The following is a 15,287-nucleotide window of genomic DNA, read 5'->3' as shown; positions in this document are numbered from 1 at the left end:
TCTTTTTAAGTGCTTTGAGCACGGTGATCTCATCGGTTGATTAAGGAAAGTACGCCGGGAGTGTAAAGCAAGATTCCGGCGCGGCGTAGTGTCCTAACAAATCTGCAACGCAATTGGAAGGTTCAAATGAGGGGACTAGCGAAGCCGATCCGCGAGCCAGACACCTATGTCGGAAATTTCCTGCGGTAACACTTCGTGCTCCATTGGGTATTCCTGCCATGCCACGGTGACGCCCTGGGCTTTCAAGTGCTCGTAGGCAGCGCGTCCCATGGCATGCAGAACCACTTGGTCACGGCTGCCGTGCAAGCAATAGGCCGGGATGCGTTGCTGGCTGGCGGACAGGCTCATTTCGTCGCTGAACGTCGGCGCGTAAGTGGAAAGCGCGAGCACACCGCCAAGGGGGCCTTCCCAACGCAGGAAGGCTGTATGGAGCACCACGGCGCCGCCCTGGGAAAACCCTGCGAGGAAGATTCGCGCCGGGTCTATGCCACTGTCGCGCTGCTCTTCGATCAGCTTGATGACGTCTTGCGCTGAGCCCTCCAGCTCGCCAGTGTCGATGGCGCGGGCCGGGCTCATGGCCTTGATGTCATACCAGCTGGGCATTGCGTAGCCGCCGTTGATGGTGACGGCGCGGGTAGGCGCTTGCGGCAAAATGAATCGGGTGGTCGTCAGCGTCCTCTGCAGCATCTCGGCAACGGGCATGAAATCGTAGCGATCGGCACCCAGCCCATGCAGCCAGATCACGCAGGCGTCGACGGGCAATTGCGGCTCAATGATCAGTGGGTCAGTCATGTGTGCTCCATTAGTGTGCGGTCGCTCTACCTCAACGCTTTAAGGCGGTGCGCAGGCTCGCTGACGCGTTATCGAATATGTCGCAAGGTTACAAGTTTTGATCTTGACCTGTCGCTAATTCGACATTGCCAGCATGGTGGTACGGGCTTTGCTACAAAACCCGCGGAGTGAAGGCGCTCACCTCGGGCGGTAACACTAATGGGCTATCAAGCAGACGGCCTTGTGTTGCGCCAGAGGCAGCATGGAATCATTCAGCAGGATTCCCGGCACGATTCGCTTTGAACCTCGGGGTTCAAGGACATCATGGGGCTTCAGTCCGTCGGACTCGCATCATGCCGATCCTGCAGCGTCCAGTTGCCTGGCGCGTAGGGCGGTAAACGGGTTCAACGTCGCATGACCCAAAAAAAAGCCAGCACGGGTCGTTAATGCCTCACAAGGGTGCGACGGGGCTAAAGCTCCTACACAACAAAGAGCAAACTGGAGGTTTGAATGAAGATGTTGAAATCCACCCTGGCTGTCGTGGCCGCTGCTGCAGCGCTCGGTCTGACCGGGTTCGCTCAAGCGGGTGCCAAGCTGGACGCCATTCAGAAGAAGGGCTTTATTCAGTGCGGCGTCAGTGACGGTCTGCCAGGTTTCTCGGTTCCGGACGCAAGCGGCAAGATCCAGGGCATCGACGCCGACTTCTGCCGCGCTGTCGCTGCCGCAGTATTCGGTGACGCGACCAAGGTCAAATTCAGCCAGCTGAACGCAAAAGAGCGTTTCACCGCGCTGCAGTCCGGCGAAATCGACATCCTGTCGCGTAACACCACCTGGACCAGCTCCCGTGACGCGAGCATGGGTCTGGTGTTCCCCGGCTTCGTCACCTATTACGACGGCGTTGGCTTCCTGGCCAACAGCAAGCTGGGCGTGAAAAGTGCCAAGGAGCTGGACGGCGCGACCATCTGCATTCAAGCCGGTACCACCACTGAGTTGAACGTGTCGGACTATTTCCGCGCCAACAACCTCAAGTACACCCCGATCACGTTCGACACCTCCGACGAAAGCGCCAAGTCGCTTGAGTCCGGCCGTTGCGACGTGCTGACCTCCGACAAATCCCAGCTCTACGCACAGCGCTCCAAGCTGGCTTCGCCGAAGGACTACGTCGTTCTGCCTGAAACCATCTCCAAGGAGCCACTGGGTCCTGTCGTCGCGCGTGGCGATGAAGACTTCACCACCATCGTTCGCTGGGTGGGCTACGCCCTGCTGAACGCCGAAGAAGCAGGCGTCACGTCGAAAAACGTTGAAGCCGAAGCCAAATCCACCAAGAACCCTGACGTGGCGCGCCTGCTGGGTGCCGACGGCGACTACGGTCCGCAGCTCAAGCTGAAGAAAGACTGGGTCGTGCAGATCGTCAAGCAAGTGGGTAACTACGGCGAAATCTTCGAGAAGAACCTGGGCGCAGCCACTCCTCTGGAGATCGCTCGTGGTCAGAACGCTCTGTGGAACGCTGGCGGCATTCAATACGCACCACCAGTGCGTTGATTGACCTGCGCCCGGCTGCGTGATCCGCAGCCGGGCGCTTTGTTGCATTTCTTCCGGGGCACTCCATGCAAAATCAAATCAGCGCACCCAAGCAGAGGCTCAGCTTCAGCGACCCTAAAGTGCGTGCGTGGCTATTTCAGATAATTACGGTTGTCGCCGTAGTCGCGATGGGTTGGTATCTGTTCGATAACACCCAGACCAACCTGCAACACCGGGGTATCACCTCAGGTTTCGGTTTCCTTGAAAACAGTGCCGGCTTCGGCATCGCGCAGCACCTGATTCCGTTCACGGAGTCGGACACCTACGCGCGGGTTTTCCTGATCGGTTTGCTCAACACGCTGCTGGTGACATTCATCGGCGTGATCCTCGCGACCCTGCTGGGCTTCATCGTCGGCGTCGCGCGTCTGTCCAACAACTGGATCATCAACAAGCTGGCGACGGTTTACGTCGAAGTCTTCCGTAATATCCCGCCACTGCTGCAGATCCTGTTCTGGTACTTCGCGGTGTTCCTGACCCTGCCGGGTCCGCGGGCTGCACACGGGTTTTTCGGGTCGTTCTTCGTCAGCAGCCGCGGCCTGAACATGCCGGCCGCGATTGCCACCGATGCCGCGTGGCCTTTCGTGATCAGCGTGGTGCTGGCCATTGTTGCCATCGTGTTCATGACACGCTGGGCGAACAAACGCTTCGAAGCCACCGGCGTCCCGTTCCACAAGTTCTGGGCAGGCCTGGCGCTGTTCATCGTGATCCCGGCGCTGTGCGCGCTGATCTTCGGTGCACCGGTGCATTGGGAAGTACCTGAACTGAAAGGCTTCAACTTTGTTGGCGGCTGGGTGCTGATTCCTGAACTGCTGGCTTTGACCCTCGCACTGACGGTCTACACTGCCGCCTTCATCGCAGAAATCGTGCGCTCGGGCATCAAGTCGGTGAGTCATGGGCAGACAGAGGCGGCACGTTCACTGGGCCTGCGTCCAGGGCCGACACTGCGCAAGGTCATCATCCCGCAGGCACTGCGGGTGATCATTCCGCCGTTGACCAGCCAATACCTGAACCTGGCGAAGAACTCGTCGCTGGCCGCCGGTATCGGTTACCCGGAAATGGTTTCGCTGTTCGCCGGTACCGTGCTCAATCAGACCGGTCAGGCCATCGAAGTCATTGCCATCACCATGAGCGTGTACCTGGCGATCAGTATCAGCATTTCCCTGCTGATGAACTGGTACAACAAGCGCATTGCGCTGATCGAGCGGTGAGGAAACGCGCATGACATCCCATACTTTCAAACCTGACATGCCCCCGCCGAACAAAGTCTTCGGCCCGGTGGCATGGATGCGCCAGAACCTCTTTTCGAGCTGGATCAACACGCTGTTGACCCTGTTCGCGATTTACTTGATCTGGCTGGTCGTACCACCGCTGCTGAGTTGGGCCATCTTCGATGCCAACTGGGTCGGCACCACGCGTGCCGACTGCACCAAGGCCGGCGCCTGCTGGGTGTTCATTGAACAGCGCTTCGGCCAGTTCATGTACGGCTACTACCCGCAGGCGCTGCGCTGGAGGGTTGATCTGACCGTCTGGCTGGCGATCATCGGCGCCGCGCCGCTGTTCATCAAAGTGATGCCGCGCAAGGCGATCTACGGCCTGTCGTTCCTGTTCATCTACCCGGTCGTGGCCTACTTCCTGCTGCACGGCGGTGTGTTCGGCATGGACCTGGTTGCAACCAGTCAGTGGGGCGGCCTGATGCTGACCCTGGTGATCGCCACGGTGGGTATCGCCGGTGCGTTGCCACTGGGGGTGGTCCTGGCCCTGGGGCGTCGCTCCGAAATGCCGGCCATCCGCGTGATGTGCGTGACGTTCATCGAGTTCTGGCGGGGCGTTCCGCTGATCACGGTGCTGTTCATGTCGTCGGTGATGCTGCCGTTGTTCCTGCCTGAAGGCATGAACTTCGACAAGCTGCTGCGGGCACTCATCGGCGTGATCCTGTTCCAGTCGGCGTATGTGGCCGAGGTAGTGCGCGGCGGCATGCAGGCCATTCCGAAGGGTCAGTACGAAGCGGCTGCGGCAATGGGCCTCGGTTACTGGCGCCGCATGGGGCTGGTGATTCTGCCGCAGGCCCTGAAGCTGGTCATCCCCGGTCTGGTCAACACCGTGATCGCGTTGTTCAAGGACACCAGTCTGGTGATCATCATCGGCCTGTTCGACCTGCTCAACAGCGTCAAACAAGCTGCCGCCGACCCCAAGTGGCTCGGCATGGCGACCGAGGGTTATGTTTTCGCGGCCCTGGTGTTCTGGATCTTCTGTTTCGGCATGTCCCGCTACTCCATGCATTTGGAGCGTAAGTTGGACACAGGCCACAAGCGTTAGGAGTTTTGTGATGAGTGAAGCTATCAGTAAGCCTCTGGGCGCCGAAGGCATGATCCGGATGGAAGGCGTACACAAGTGGTACGGCCAGTTCCACGTGTTGAAAGACATCAACCTGAACGTGCGCCAGGGCGAGCGGATTGTCCTGTGCGGCCCTTCGGGGTCGGGCAAGTCAACGACCATCCGTTGCCTCAACCGTCTGGAAGAGCACCAGCAAGGTCGTATCGTAGTTGACGGCACCGAGCTGACCTCGGATTTGAAGCAGATCGAGACGATTCGTCGCGAAGTCGGCATGGTGTTCCAGCACTTCAACCTGTTCCCGCACCTGACCATCCTGCAAAACTGCACGCTGGCGCCGATGTGGGTGCGCAAGATGCCCAAGCGCAAGGCCGAAGAAATCGCCATGCATTACCTGGAGCGCGTGCGTATTCCTGAGCAGGCGCACAAGTATCCGGGCCAGCTGTCCGGTGGCCAGCAGCAGCGCGTGGCAATTGCCCGCGCGCTGTGCATGAAGCCGAAAATCATGTTGTTCGACGAGCCGACTTCGGCCCTCGACCCTGAAATGGTGAAAGAAGTGCTCGACACCATGGTCGGCCTGGCGGAAGAGGGCATGACCATGCTCTGCGTGACCCACGAGATGGGTTTTGCGCGCACGGTGGCGAACCGCGTGATCTTCATGGACAAGGGCGAGATCGTCGAACAGGCCGCGCCGAACGACTTCTTCGATAACCCGCAGAGTGACCGTACGCGGTTGTTCCTCAGCCAGATCCTTCATTGATCGTTTGAAGTGGCAGCGTGAGAAACCCGGACTCAGGTCCGGGTTTTTTATGCCTGCTAATCGCCTTGTGGGAGCGCACTTACGCATACATACCTGTAGGAGCGCGCTTGCCCGCGAAAAATCTGTCAGGCGATGACGAAAGGTCGCACCTACCTAAATCTTCGCGGGCAAGCGCGCTCCTACAGCATTGCGTATGTCCGCTCCAATGCCCTCCGGACAGAAGCACATCTGCGGGTCTTAAAACTGTACCCAATCCTCGTAAAACTTGTGTTCTCCGTCGATCTCCAACAGGATTACGCCTTTGCGCAATGCGCTGTTACATCCTCCTGCCCCCACGAGAATCCCATGACGATCAAGGCGCCGACGGCGAGCAGTCCCCGTTCCAATGCTTCGACTCCCCATGAAATAGACAAACTGCTGATCGACGCGGAAGCGGATGACGAGCAGGTGCAGCAATCGCACCCTGTGCTCAAGCGCCCCTGGTTCCTGCTGCTCGGGCTGGTGCTGGTAGCGCTGAACCTGCGCCCGGCCTTGTCGAGCATGGCGCCGCTGTTGAGTGAGGTGTCACGAAGCCTGGGACTTACTGCTGCCACGGCTGGCTTGCTGACGACCTTGCCGGTGCTTTGCCTGGGGCTGTTCGCGCCGCTTGCGCCGATCCTTGCGCGGCGCTTTGGCAGCGAACGCGTCGTGCTGGGCATCCTGCTGACACTGGCAGGCGGCATCGTTTTGCGCAGTTCGCTGGGTGAGTTCGGGCTGTTCGCCGGCAGCATCATGGCCGGCGCCAGCATTGGCATCATTGGGGTGTTGCTCCCTGGCATCGTCAAGCGCGACTTCGCCAAACAGGCTGGCGCCATGACCGGTGTCTACACCATGGCGCTGTGCCTGGGCGCGGCTGTGGCCGCAGGGTCCACGGTCCCGCTGAGCGAGGCACTCAGCGATGGCAGCGGCAGCAACTGGATGCTGGGCCTGGGGTTCTGGATCGTCCCGGCTATTCTCGCCGCCATTTTCTGGTGGCCGCAGACGCGCCAGCGTCACGGTCAGCACCAGGTGGCCTACCGGGTGCGGGGCTTGCGTCGTGATCCGCTGGCCTGGCAAGTCACCCTTTATATGGGCCTGCAATCGTCGCTCGCCTATATCGTGTTCGGCTGGCTGCCATCGATTCTCATCGGTCGCGGGCTGACCGCGACCGAGGCGGGGCTGCTGCTCTCCGGCTCGATTCTGGTGCAACTGGTCAGCTCGTTGACCGCGCCATGGCTGGCCACGCGCGGCAAGGATCAACGCGTTGCCATCGTGCTGGTCATGCTGCTGACGCTCGCCGGTCTGTTTGGCTGTCTGTACGCACCGCTTGAGCAATTGTGGGCCTGGGCCATTGTGCTTGGACTGGGGCAGGGCGGGACGTTCAGCCTGGCGCTGACGCTGATCGTCTTGCGCTCACGCGACTCCCATGTCGCTGCGAACCTCTCCAGCATGGCGCAGGGCTTCGGTTACACACTGGCATCGCTCGGGCCATTCGCCGTCGGCGTGGTGCATGACTGGACCGGTAACTGGGACTCGGTGGGCTGGATCTTCGGCATCATCGGCGTTGCGGCGATCATCGCCGGGCTGGGCGCGGGCCGGGGGTTGTACGTTGGCGTCACCAGCGAGAAAGTGTGAGGAGGCACTTCTCATGCGAATGCTCATGGCAAAACGCTGCGCGGCCGCTTATCTTGCAGGCATCCAATCTCCACGGACGGCGTTCCCATGAGCGAAACCTTTACCAGTGAGCACAACAGCGCGTTGATCACGCGCTTCTACGAGGCGTTCAGCCGTCTGGACGCCGAGGCGATGGCCGCTTGCTACAGCGAAGACGTGGTGTTTTCCGACCCGGTGTTCGGCGAGCTGCGCGGACGGGATGCCGGCGACATGTGGCGCATGCTGACGTCACGCGCGCGGGATTTTTCGGTGATCTTCGATCAGGTCCGCGCCGACACCCATACCGGCGCTGCGCACTGGGTCGCGACCTATCTGTTCAGCCAGACAGGTCGCACGGTGGTCAACGACATTCAGGCGCGGTTTGTATTTCGCGACGGCAAGATCTGCGAGCACCACGATCACTTCGACCTGTGGCGGTGGGCGCGGCAGGCGCTGGGCGCCAGGGGCGCTTTACTGGGCTGGGCGCCATTTGTTCAAAACGCCATCCGTGCTCAGGGGCAGAAAGGGCTGAAGGCTTTTCAGGCTGCTCGCTGAGGCTCTGATGGAACCCGTTCCCCTCGACTCATCTGCTCAGCCGTGCATGGCCGTTACTGCCCTAGTCGCGAAGCCCCCGCCGTCCGATGTGCCGGCGAAATCCTGGTTCGTGTACCTGGTTCGCGCGGCCAACGGCTCACTGTACTGCGGCATCAGCACTGATCCTCAAGAGCGCTTCGTTAAACATCAAAGCGGCAAAGGCGCGCGGTTTTTCAGTTCGAGCCCCGCAGTGGCGCTTGTGTATGTGGAGCGTTGCCGCGACAAGGGTGATGCCTTGCGCCAGGAGAGGCTGATAAAAAAGCTGCGTAAAAGCGCCAAGGAGTGCCTGGCTGCGAGCTATATCCAGCCGGGTGATGCGCTGCCATCAGTCTGAGCGGGTATGCCATCAGCGCCTGTGCGGCTAAGCTGGCGGTTTCCCCCTACGGATGGCCCGAAGCATGTCTGAGTTGATTCTTCACCACTATCCAATGTCACTCTTCGCGGAGAAAGCCCGGCTGATGATGGGCTTCAAAGGCCTGTCCTGGCGCTCGGTGATCATCCCGTCGATCATGCCCAAGCCCGATCTCATGCCCCTCACCGGCGGCTATCGCAAGACCCCCGTGCTGCAAGTAGGCGCAGACATCTATTGCGACACTGCGCTGATTGCTCGTCGACTTGAGCAGGAAAAGGCCTCACCCACGTTCTACCCTGAAGGCCAGGAATTCACCTCGGCAAGCCTGGCGGCGTGGGCGGATTCGGTGTTGTTTCTGAACTCTGTCAGTCTGGTGTTTCAACCTGCCTCAATGGCCGCGCGTTTCGCCAAGGTCCCGCCTGAGGCGGTGAAGGCATTCGTTGCCGACCGCGCCACGTTGTTCAATGGCGGCAGCGCCAATCGCGTGCCGCTGGAAGTGGCGCAGCATCAATGGCCAACCCTGATGGCACGTCTGGAAACCCAGCTCGAGCGCAATGGTGATTTCCTCCTCGGCGCACCTTCGATCGCTGATTTCTCGGTCGCCCACACCCTTTGGTTCCTGAAACAGACCCCGGTGACATCCCCGCTGGTGGACGCCTACCCGGCCGTCCTGAGTTGGTACGAGCGGGTTATCGCGTTCGGGCATGGCGCGCCGAGCGAGCTGGATTCGGCCGATGCGGTGGAAATCGCTCGCGCTGCCACGCCTGCGCCGCTGCCTGAAGAGGTATTCAGCGACCCCAACGGCTTTACCGCCGGCCAGCAGGTCTCGGTGTCAGCGGTGGATTACGGCGTTGACCCGGTGGAAGGGGAACTGATGTTCAGCGGGCGCGAAGAAATCATCCTGCGGCGGGAGGACGAACGCGCGGGCACTGTGCATGTGCACTTCCCGCGGTACGGGTTTCAGATAAAAACGGCCTGATCCAGCGCAACCTCCGGCGCCGTGCGCCGGAGCGTTCAATCACTTCAAAGCGGCGAGAATCTGCTCTTCGCTGAACCCTCTGATCAACGTGCCATTCACGTCGATCAGGGGAATGCCGCGGCCACCCAGGGCTTCATAGGCCTTGCGGCCTGCGGCATCTTTTTCGATATCGAATTCGGTGTAGCGAATCCCCTGGCTGTCGAGAAAGCGCCGCGTCTGTTTGCAGTAGCCACACCAGTCGGTGGCGTACAGCGTGACCTTGGCGTTGGCCTGGGCCTGCTGCGACACGACCGAAGAGGAGGGGTGAACGAAGTTCTCGATCTTGCCCCAGTTCTGGTAGACGACCACTACCAGCATGATCAGCAAAAACTTCTTGAGCGTACGTACGAACATTCGGGCGGCTCCTCGGCAGGCTCAGCGGCGCTTGAGCTGGTCGGTCAGTTGCGTCGGCAGGCCCTTGATGATCAGCGTGCCTTTCTCTTCGTCATACTCGATCTTGTCGCCCAGCAAGTGCGCTTCAAAGCTGATCGACAGGCCTTCGGCGCGCCCGGTAAAACGCCGGAATTGATTGAGCGTGCGTTTGTCGGCCGGAATCTCAGGCGAAAGGCCGTAATCCTTGTTGCGGATGTGCTCGTAGAACGCCCGCGGGCGGTCTTCGTCGATCAGGCCGGACAGCTCTTCAAGCCCCATGGGCTCACCCATTTTGCTCTGGCTGCTGGCGTAGTCGACCAGTGTCTTGGTCTTCTCGCGGGCTGAGTCTTCGGGCAGGTCCTCGCTCTCGACGAAGTCGCTGAATGCCTTGAGCAGTGTGCGGGTTTCGCCAGGGCCGTCGACGCCTTCCTGGCAACCGATGAAGTCGCGGAAGTACTCCGAAACTTTCTTGCCGTTCTTGCCCTTGATGAACGAGATGTACTGCTTGGAAGCCTTGTTGTTTTGCCACTCGGAAATGTTGATGCGGCAAGCAAGGTGCAGTTGACCCAGGTCCAGATGCCGGGAGGGTGTCACGTCCAGCGCATCGTTCACCGCCACGCCTTCGCTGTGGTGCAGCAGCGCGATGGCGAGGTACTCGGTCATGCCCTGCTGGTAATGGGCGAACAGCACGTGCCCGCCCACCGACAGATTCGACTCCTCCATCAGCTTCTGTAAGTGCTCTACGGCGACGCGGCTGAACTGGGTGAAGTCCTTGCCCTCGTCCAGGTATTCCTTCAGCCAGCCACTGAACGGGTGCGCGCCGGACTCGGCATGAAACAGACCCCAGGCCTTGCCCTGTTTGGCGTTGTAGCTCTCGTTGAGGTCCGCCAGCATGTTCTCGATGGCCTGCGATTCGGCGAGTTCGGAGTCCCGGGCGTGAAGGACGGCGGGCGTGCCGTCGGGCTTTTTATCGATCAGGTGGACGATGGCATGGCGGATCGGCATGGAATTCTCGGCTGCTGAAGGGGAACTGAACGGGACCAGACCAGGCCCGTGCGAAAGTCGGCAAGTGTACCGCACACCGGCTGCCGAACGCTCTGGAAGGGCCGAAAACCCTGACCTGAGCGCATTAATATGACTTTTTTACCGGTCATGGGCGATAAAGCTGACCAAATGGGTAGGTAGGGGCGGATATTTGCGTTGCGCTGTGCTAGTTTTGCCCGGTCCTGAGCGCCAAACCGCGCCAGGCATGCAGTTTGTGGGCGTTTGGCCGAACCAAAGGTCGAATACAGCATCTACATTTCGCGTCTGTACCACACTCTGCAAACCATTCGAATTTGATAGGGAAGGAACACCACCATGGCTCTGACTAAAGACCAATTGATCGCCGATATCGCAGAAGCAATCGACGCGCCGAAAACCACCGCGCGCAACGCTCTCGACCAATTGGGTCAAATCGTCGCTGACCAACTGGAAAACGGTAGTGAAATCACTCTGCCAGGCATTGGCAAACTGAAAGTCACCGAGCGTCCAGCACGCACTGGCCGCAACCCTTCGACTGGCGCAGCCATCGAAATCGCCGCCAAGAAAGTCGTCAAGTTCGTACCGGCCAAAGTGCTGACTGACTCGGTCAACAAGTAAGCGAAAACGCTGCCTGGTTGAGGAAACCGTGTGACGGAGTGATCCGGACACGGTTTTTTTGTGCCTGCGATTCAGACGACGTAGCGGTGCGGCACCGGCTTATCGGGAAGGCGTCCAGCGTTCCGACCGCCAAGCCGCCTGCCGGGCCTTGTCCTGAAAGGTCCACGCCACGAAGCGGCTCTGCTTCTGGCCTTGCCCCATTTCGATCGTGTGGCTTTCCACGGCCCCGGCTTTTTTCAACGCGCTCTGAATCAGCGGCAGGTTCGAGGCCTTCGACACCAGCGTGCTGAACCACAGCACCTGCTGCGCCACTTGGGCGCTTTCAGTGATCAACTGCGTCACAAAGCGTGCTTCGCCACCCTCGCACCACAGCTCGGCAGCCTGGCCGCCAAAATTCAGCACCGGCAATTTACGTTTGGGGTCTGCCTTGCCGAGGGCTCGCCACTTGCGCTGGCTGCCGCGTAACGCTTCCTCCGCCGAAGCGTGGAAGGGCGGATTGCACAGGCTTATGTCGAAGCGCTCATCAGGCTCGAGCAGGCCGGTCAGGATGTGTTTACGGTTGCTCTGCTCCCTGAAGCCGATGCTTTTGCTCAAGCCATTGGCTTTGACGATGGTGCTGGCCGAGGCAAGGGCAACTTTGTCGATGTCCGAGCCCAGGAAAGACCAGCCGTATTCGCCCTGGCCGATCAGTGGGTAGATGCAGTTGGCGCCAGTGCCGATGTCTAGCGCAGTTACGGACGCGCCGCGCGGGATGACGCCGTCGTTGCGCTCCGCCAGCAGGTCCGCCAGAAAATGCAGGTAGTCCGCGCGCCCGGGGATTGGCGGGCAGAGGTAGTCCGCCGGAATGTCCCAATGGACGATGCCATAAAAGGCCTTCAGCAAGGCGCGGTTAAACACGCGCACCGCAGCAGGATTGGCGAAGTCGATGCTCTCTTTGCCGTAAGGGTTGAGGATCACAAACTTGCCCAGCTCGGGGCTGCTTTTGATCAGGCGCGGGAAGTCGTAATGACCCTGGTGACGGTTGCGCGGGTGCAACGTCGCTTTCTCGCGCGGCGCGGCGGAGGGGGCATGTTGCGCGGGTTTGGGCTTTTTGCGTGAGGGTTTGGTGTGCAGGGGATTTGTCATGGGTATCAATTCAGGTGACAGGCACCGCACCCCTGTAGGAGCGCGCTTGCCCGCGATGACGTCGGATTGAACACCACAGCTCTGAACATGGGCTGACGGCGTCTGGGCTGGCCTCATCGCGGGCAAGCGCGCTCCTACAAAGAATTCATGCGACTGCCAGCCCGGTGTCGGACTGGCAGACGCTTGCGCTTACAAGCTGGCGATCCGAGCGTGCTGCTCGGCGAGTTTGCCAAGCGCCTGTTCAGCTTCGGCCATCTTCGCGCGCTCCTTGGCGATCACTTCAGGCGGGGCTTTGTCGACGAACGCAGCATTGGAAAGCTTGCCACCGACCCGCTGCACTTCGCCTTGCAGACGCTGGATTTCTTTGTCCAGGCGCGCCAGTTCGGCATCCTTGTCGATCAAACCGGCCATCGGCACCAGCACTTCCATCTCGCCGACCAGCGCGGTCGCGGACAGTGGTGCTTCGGCGCCAGCTTCCAATACCGTGAAGGACTCCAGCTTGGCCAGCTTTTTCAGCAGGTGCTCGTTCTCGTTCAGGCGGCGCTGGTCTTCGGCGCTGACGTTCTTGAGGAACAGTTGCAGCGGCTTGCCCGGACCGATGTTCATTTCGCCACGGATATTGCGCACGCCGAGCATCAGGCTTTTCAGCCACTCGATATCGCCTTCGGCTGCGACGTCGATGCGCGCATCGTTCGCCACCGGCCACGGCTGCAACATGATGGTTTTGCCTTCGATACCGGCCAGTGGCGCCAGGCGCTGCCAGATTTCTTCGGTGATGAACGGCATGAACGGGTGCGCCAGACGCAGCGCGACTTCCAGCACGCGCACCAGCGTGCGACGAGTACCGCGCTGACGCTCGATCGGTGCCGTTTCGTCCCACAGGACCGGTTTGGAAAGCTCCAGGTACCAGTCGCAATACTGGTTCCAGATGAACTCGTACAGCGCTTGTGCCGCCAGGTCGAAACGGAACTGATCGAGTTGACGGGTCACTTCGGCTTCGGTGCGCTGCAACTGCGAGATGATCCAGCGATCGGGCAGCGAAAGCTCGAACGCTTCACCGTTCTGACCGCAGTCTTCACCTTTGTCGAGCACGTAACGCGCGGCGTTCCAGATCTTGTTGCAGAAGTTGCGATAGCCTTCGACACGGCCCATGTCGAACTTGATGTCGCGGCCGGTCGAGGCCAGCGAGCAGAAGGTGAAACGCAGGGCGTCGGTGCCGTAACTGGCGATGCCGTCGGCGAACTCGTCACGGGTCTGCTTCTCGATTTTTTTCGCCAGCTTGGGCTGCATCATGCCCGAGGTGCGTTTTTGCACCAGGGCTTCAAGTTCGATGCCGTCAATGATGTCCAGCGGATCAAGGACGTTGCCCTTGGACTTGGACATCTTCTGGCCCTGACCATCGCGTACAAGCCCGTGTACATAAACGGTCTTGAACGGGACCTGCGCAGTGCCGTCTTCGTTTTTCACCAGGTGCATGGTGAGCATGATCATCCGGGCAACCCAGAAGAAAATGATGTCGAAGCCGGTGACCAGCACGTCGGTCGGGTGAAAGGTCTTCAGGAAGTCGGTCTGTTCAGGCCAGCCCAGGGTGGAGAACGTCCACAGACCGGAACTGAACCAGGTGTCGAGGACGTCGTTGTCCTGCTGCAGCGCGATGTCCGGCCCCAGATTGTGCTTGGCGCGTACTTCGGCTTCGTCGCGGCCGACGTAGACCTTGCCGGATTCGTCGTACCAGGCCGGAATGCGGTGGCCCCACCAGAGCTGACGGCTGATGCACCAGTCCTGGATGTCGCGCATCCACGAGAAGTACATGTTTTCGTATTGCTTGGGCACGAAAGCGATGCGGCCGTCTTCGACAGCGGCGATGGCAGGCTCGGCCAGTGGCTTGGTCGACACGTACCATTGGTCTGTCAGCCACGGCTCGATAACGGTGCCGGAACGGTCGCCCTTCGGCACCTTCAATGCGTGATCGTCGACGCTGACCAACAGGCCGGCGGCGTCGAAGGCTGCGACGATCTGCTTGCGGGCTTCGAAGCGGTCGAGACCTGCATAGGCGGCGGGGAGGGTGCCGTCGACCGTGTCGTTGAGCGTGCCGTCGAGGTTGAACACCTGGGCAGCGGGCAGCACAGCGGCATTTTTGTCGAAGATGTTCAGCAGCGGCAGGTTGTGACGCTTGCCGACTTCGTAGTCGTTGAAGTCGTGGGCGGGGGTGATCTTCACGCAGCCGGTGCCGAACTCGGGGTCGCAGTAGTCATCGGCAATGATCGGAATTCGACGGCCTACCAGTGGCAGCTCGACGAACTTGCCGATCAGCGCCTGGTAGCGCTCATCGTTCGGGTTGACGGCAACGGCGGCATCGCCAAGCATCGTTTCGGGACGCGTCGTGGCGACGATCAGATGATCCAGCCCTTCAGCGGTCTTGGCACCGTCGGCCAGCGGGTAGCGCAGGTTCCACAGGTGGCCTTTCTCGTCGTGGTTTTCCACTTCGAGGTCGGAGATGGCGGTGTGCAGTTTGGTGTCCCAGTTGACCAGACGCTTGCCGCGGTAGATCAGGCCGTCTTCGTGCAGGCGCACGAAGGCCTCTTTAACGGCCTCGGACAAACCGTCGTCCATCGTGAAGCGTTCGCGGCTCCAGTCGACCGACGAGCCCAGGCGACGAATCTGACGACTAATGTTGCCGCCGGACTGATCCTTCCATTCCCAGACTTTTTCCAGAAATTTATCGCGACCCAGGTCGTGGCGATTCTGGCCCTGCGCCTCCAGTTGACGCTCCACCAGCATTTGCGTGGCGATACCGGCATGGTCGGTGCCCGGCTGCCAGAGGGTGTTGCGACCCTGCATGCGTCGGAAACGGATCAGGGCGTCCATGATCGCGTTGTTGAAACCGTGGCCCATGTGCAGGCTGCCGGTGACGTTAGGCGGCGGAATCATGATGGTGTACGAGTCGCCCGCACCTTGCGGAGCGAAATAGTTTTCGGACTCCCAGGTCTGATACCAGGAAGTTTCAATGGCGTGCGGCTGGTAGGTCTTGTCCATGGGAGGCGGGAACCTGATCTGCTTTAAGTCGGAAA

Annotated in this window: 14 protein-coding genes; 9 read left to right on the top strand and 5 right to left on the bottom strand. The window is 60.3% G+C overall.

Going from position 1 to position 15,287, the window contains the following annotated elements:
• Positions 1-135 precede the first annotated feature (135 nt).
• Complete coding sequence (locus LT42_RS15940; protein WP_037014933.1) at positions 136-792, bottom strand: alpha/beta hydrolase; 657 nt, start codon at positions 790-792, stop codon at positions 136-138.
• 489 nt (positions 793-1,281) lie between these two features.
• On the opposite strand from LT42_RS15940, the gene LT42_RS15935 reads away from it, so the two are divergent.
• The 8 genes from LT42_RS15935 to LT42_RS15900 all read left to right on the top strand — a co-directional run bounded on the left by LT42_RS15935 (position 1,282) and on the right by LT42_RS15900 (position 9,039).
• Entirely contained in the window at positions 1,282-2,313 is a 1,032-nt protein-coding gene (locus LT42_RS15935; RefSeq protein ID WP_037014931.1) for an amino acid ABC transporter substrate-binding protein, read from the top strand.
• Positions 2,314-2,378: 65 nt separating this feature from the next.
• A complete protein-coding gene (locus LT42_RS15930) occupies positions 2,379-3,560 on the top strand; it encodes an amino acid ABC transporter permease (protein WP_037014929.1) in 1,182 nt (393 codons plus the stop codon).
• A 10-nt stretch (positions 3,561-3,570) separates the two neighbouring features.
• Positions 3,571-4,668, top strand: coding sequence for an amino acid ABC transporter permease (locus LT42_RS15925; protein WP_037014926.1), 1,098 nt, complete (start codon positions 3,571-3,573; stop codon positions 4,666-4,668).
• A 10-nt stretch (positions 4,669-4,678) separates the two neighbouring features.
• Positions 4,679-5,443 carry an amino acid ABC transporter ATP-binding protein gene (locus LT42_RS15920; RefSeq protein WP_037014923.1) on the top strand — a complete coding sequence of 255 codons (765 nt, stop codon included), beginning with the start codon at positions 4,679-4,681 and terminating at the stop codon, positions 5,441-5,443.
• A 345-nt stretch (positions 5,444-5,788) separates the two neighbouring features.
• Complete coding sequence (locus LT42_RS15915; RefSeq protein ID WP_037014920.1) at positions 5,789-7,096, top strand: CynX/NimT family MFS transporter; 1,308 nt, start codon at positions 5,789-5,791, stop codon at positions 7,094-7,096.
• A gap of 87 nt (positions 7,097-7,183) precedes the next feature.
• A complete protein-coding gene (locus LT42_RS15910) occupies positions 7,184-7,669 on the top strand; it encodes a nuclear transport factor 2 family protein (RefSeq protein WP_037014916.1) in 486 nt (161 codons plus the stop codon).
• Between the two features lie 46 nt (positions 7,670-7,715).
• Positions 7,716-8,042 carry a GIY-YIG nuclease family protein gene (locus LT42_RS15905; RefSeq protein WP_037014914.1) on the top strand — a complete coding sequence of 109 codons (327 nt, stop codon included), beginning with the start codon at positions 7,716-7,718 and terminating at the stop codon, positions 8,040-8,042.
• Positions 8,043-8,106: 64 nt separating this feature from the next.
• Positions 8,107-9,039, top strand: coding sequence for a glutathione S-transferase family protein (locus LT42_RS15900; protein WP_037014913.1), 933 nt, complete (start codon positions 8,107-8,109; stop codon positions 9,037-9,039).
• Between the two features lie 39 nt (positions 9,040-9,078).
• Here the strand turns inward: LT42_RS15900 and LT42_RS15895 are convergent, their stop codons facing one another.
• Positions 9,079-9,432: a glutaredoxin family protein gene (locus LT42_RS15895; protein ID WP_037014911.1), complete on the bottom strand. Its 354-nt coding sequence runs from the start codon at positions 9,430-9,432 to the stop codon at positions 9,079-9,081.
• Between the two features lie 21 nt (positions 9,433-9,453).
• Positions 9,454-10,455, bottom strand: coding sequence for a nucleoid-associated protein YejK (gene yejK, locus LT42_RS15890; RefSeq protein WP_037014908.1), 1,002 nt, complete (start codon positions 10,453-10,455; stop codon positions 9,454-9,456).
• Positions 10,456-10,809: 354 nt separating this feature from the next.
• On the opposite strand from yejK, the gene LT42_RS15885 reads away from it, so the two are divergent.
• Positions 10,810-11,091 (top strand): HU family DNA-binding protein, encoded by a 282-nt coding sequence (locus LT42_RS15885; RefSeq protein WP_037014905.1) that lies wholly within the window; start codon positions 10,810-10,812, stop codon positions 11,089-11,091.
• A gap of 99 nt (positions 11,092-11,190) precedes the next feature.
• Here the strand turns inward: LT42_RS15885 and rlmF are convergent, their stop codons facing one another.
• Both rlmF and LT42_RS15875 read right to left on the bottom strand, forming a co-directional pair.
• The gene (gene rlmF, locus LT42_RS15880) at positions 11,191-12,216 is read right to left on the bottom strand and encodes a 23S rRNA (adenine(1618)-N(6))-methyltransferase RlmF (RefSeq protein ID WP_037014902.1); all 1,026 of its coding nucleotides are present in this window, start codon (positions 12,214-12,216) and stop codon (positions 11,191-11,193) included.
• A 189-nt stretch (positions 12,217-12,405) separates the two neighbouring features.
• Positions 12,406-15,252: a valine--tRNA ligase gene (locus LT42_RS15875; protein ID WP_037014900.1), complete on the bottom strand. Its 2,847-nt coding sequence runs from the start codon at positions 15,250-15,252 to the stop codon at positions 12,406-12,408.
• Positions 15,253-15,287 lie beyond the last annotated feature (35 nt).

Origin of the sequence: Pseudomonas lutea, assembly GCF_000759445.1 — a bacterium.
GTDB lineage: Bacteria > Pseudomonadota > Gammaproteobacteria > Pseudomonadales > Pseudomonadaceae > Aquipseudomonas > Aquipseudomonas lutea.
The sequence above is the reverse complement of the archived record's forward strand: the minus strand, read 5'-3'. Positions and strand labels throughout refer to the sequence as shown.

Coding starts and splice junctions, on each gene's coding strand:
- LT42_RS15940 (WP_037014933.1), bottom strand. CDS start 792: ATGACTGACCCACTGATCATTGAGCCGCAATTGCCCGTCGACGCCTGC.
- LT42_RS15930 (WP_037014929.1), top strand. CDS start 2,379: ATGCAAAATCAAATCAGCGCACCCAAGCAGAGGCTCAGCTTCAGCGAC.
- LT42_RS15905 (WP_037014914.1), top strand. CDS start 7,716: ATGGCCGTTACTGCCCTAGTCGCGAAGCCCCCGCCGTCCGATGTGCCG.
- LT42_RS15935 (WP_037014931.1), top strand. CDS start 1,282: ATGAAGATGTTGAAATCCACCCTGGCTGTCGTGGCCGCTGCTGCAGCG.
- LT42_RS15875 (WP_037014900.1), bottom strand. CDS start 15,252: ATGGACAAGACCTACCAGCCGCACGCCATTGAAACTTCCTGGTATCAG.
- LT42_RS15910 (WP_037014916.1), top strand. CDS start 7,184: ATGAGCGAAACCTTTACCAGTGAGCACAACAGCGCGTTGATCACGCGC.
- LT42_RS15925 (WP_037014926.1), top strand. CDS start 3,571: ATGACATCCCATACTTTCAAACCTGACATGCCCCCGCCGAACAAAGTC.
- LT42_RS15900 (WP_037014913.1), top strand. CDS start 8,107: ATGTCTGAGTTGATTCTTCACCACTATCCAATGTCACTCTTCGCGGAG.
- rlmF (WP_037014902.1), bottom strand. CDS start 12,216: ATGACAAATCCCCTGCACACCAAACCCTCACGCAAAAAGCCCAAACCC.
- LT42_RS15915 (WP_037014920.1), top strand. CDS start 5,789: ATGACGATCAAGGCGCCGACGGCGAGCAGTCCCCGTTCCAATGCTTCG.
- LT42_RS15895 (WP_037014911.1), bottom strand. CDS start 9,432: ATGTTCGTACGTACGCTCAAGAAGTTTTTGCTGATCATGCTGGTAGTG.
- yejK (WP_037014908.1), bottom strand. CDS start 10,455: ATGCCGATCCGCCATGCCATCGTCCACCTGATCGATAAAAAGCCCGAC.
- LT42_RS15885 (WP_037014905.1), top strand. CDS start 10,810: ATGGCTCTGACTAAAGACCAATTGATCGCCGATATCGCAGAAGCAATC.
- LT42_RS15920 (WP_037014923.1), top strand. CDS start 4,679: ATGAGTGAAGCTATCAGTAAGCCTCTGGGCGCCGAAGGCATGATCCGG.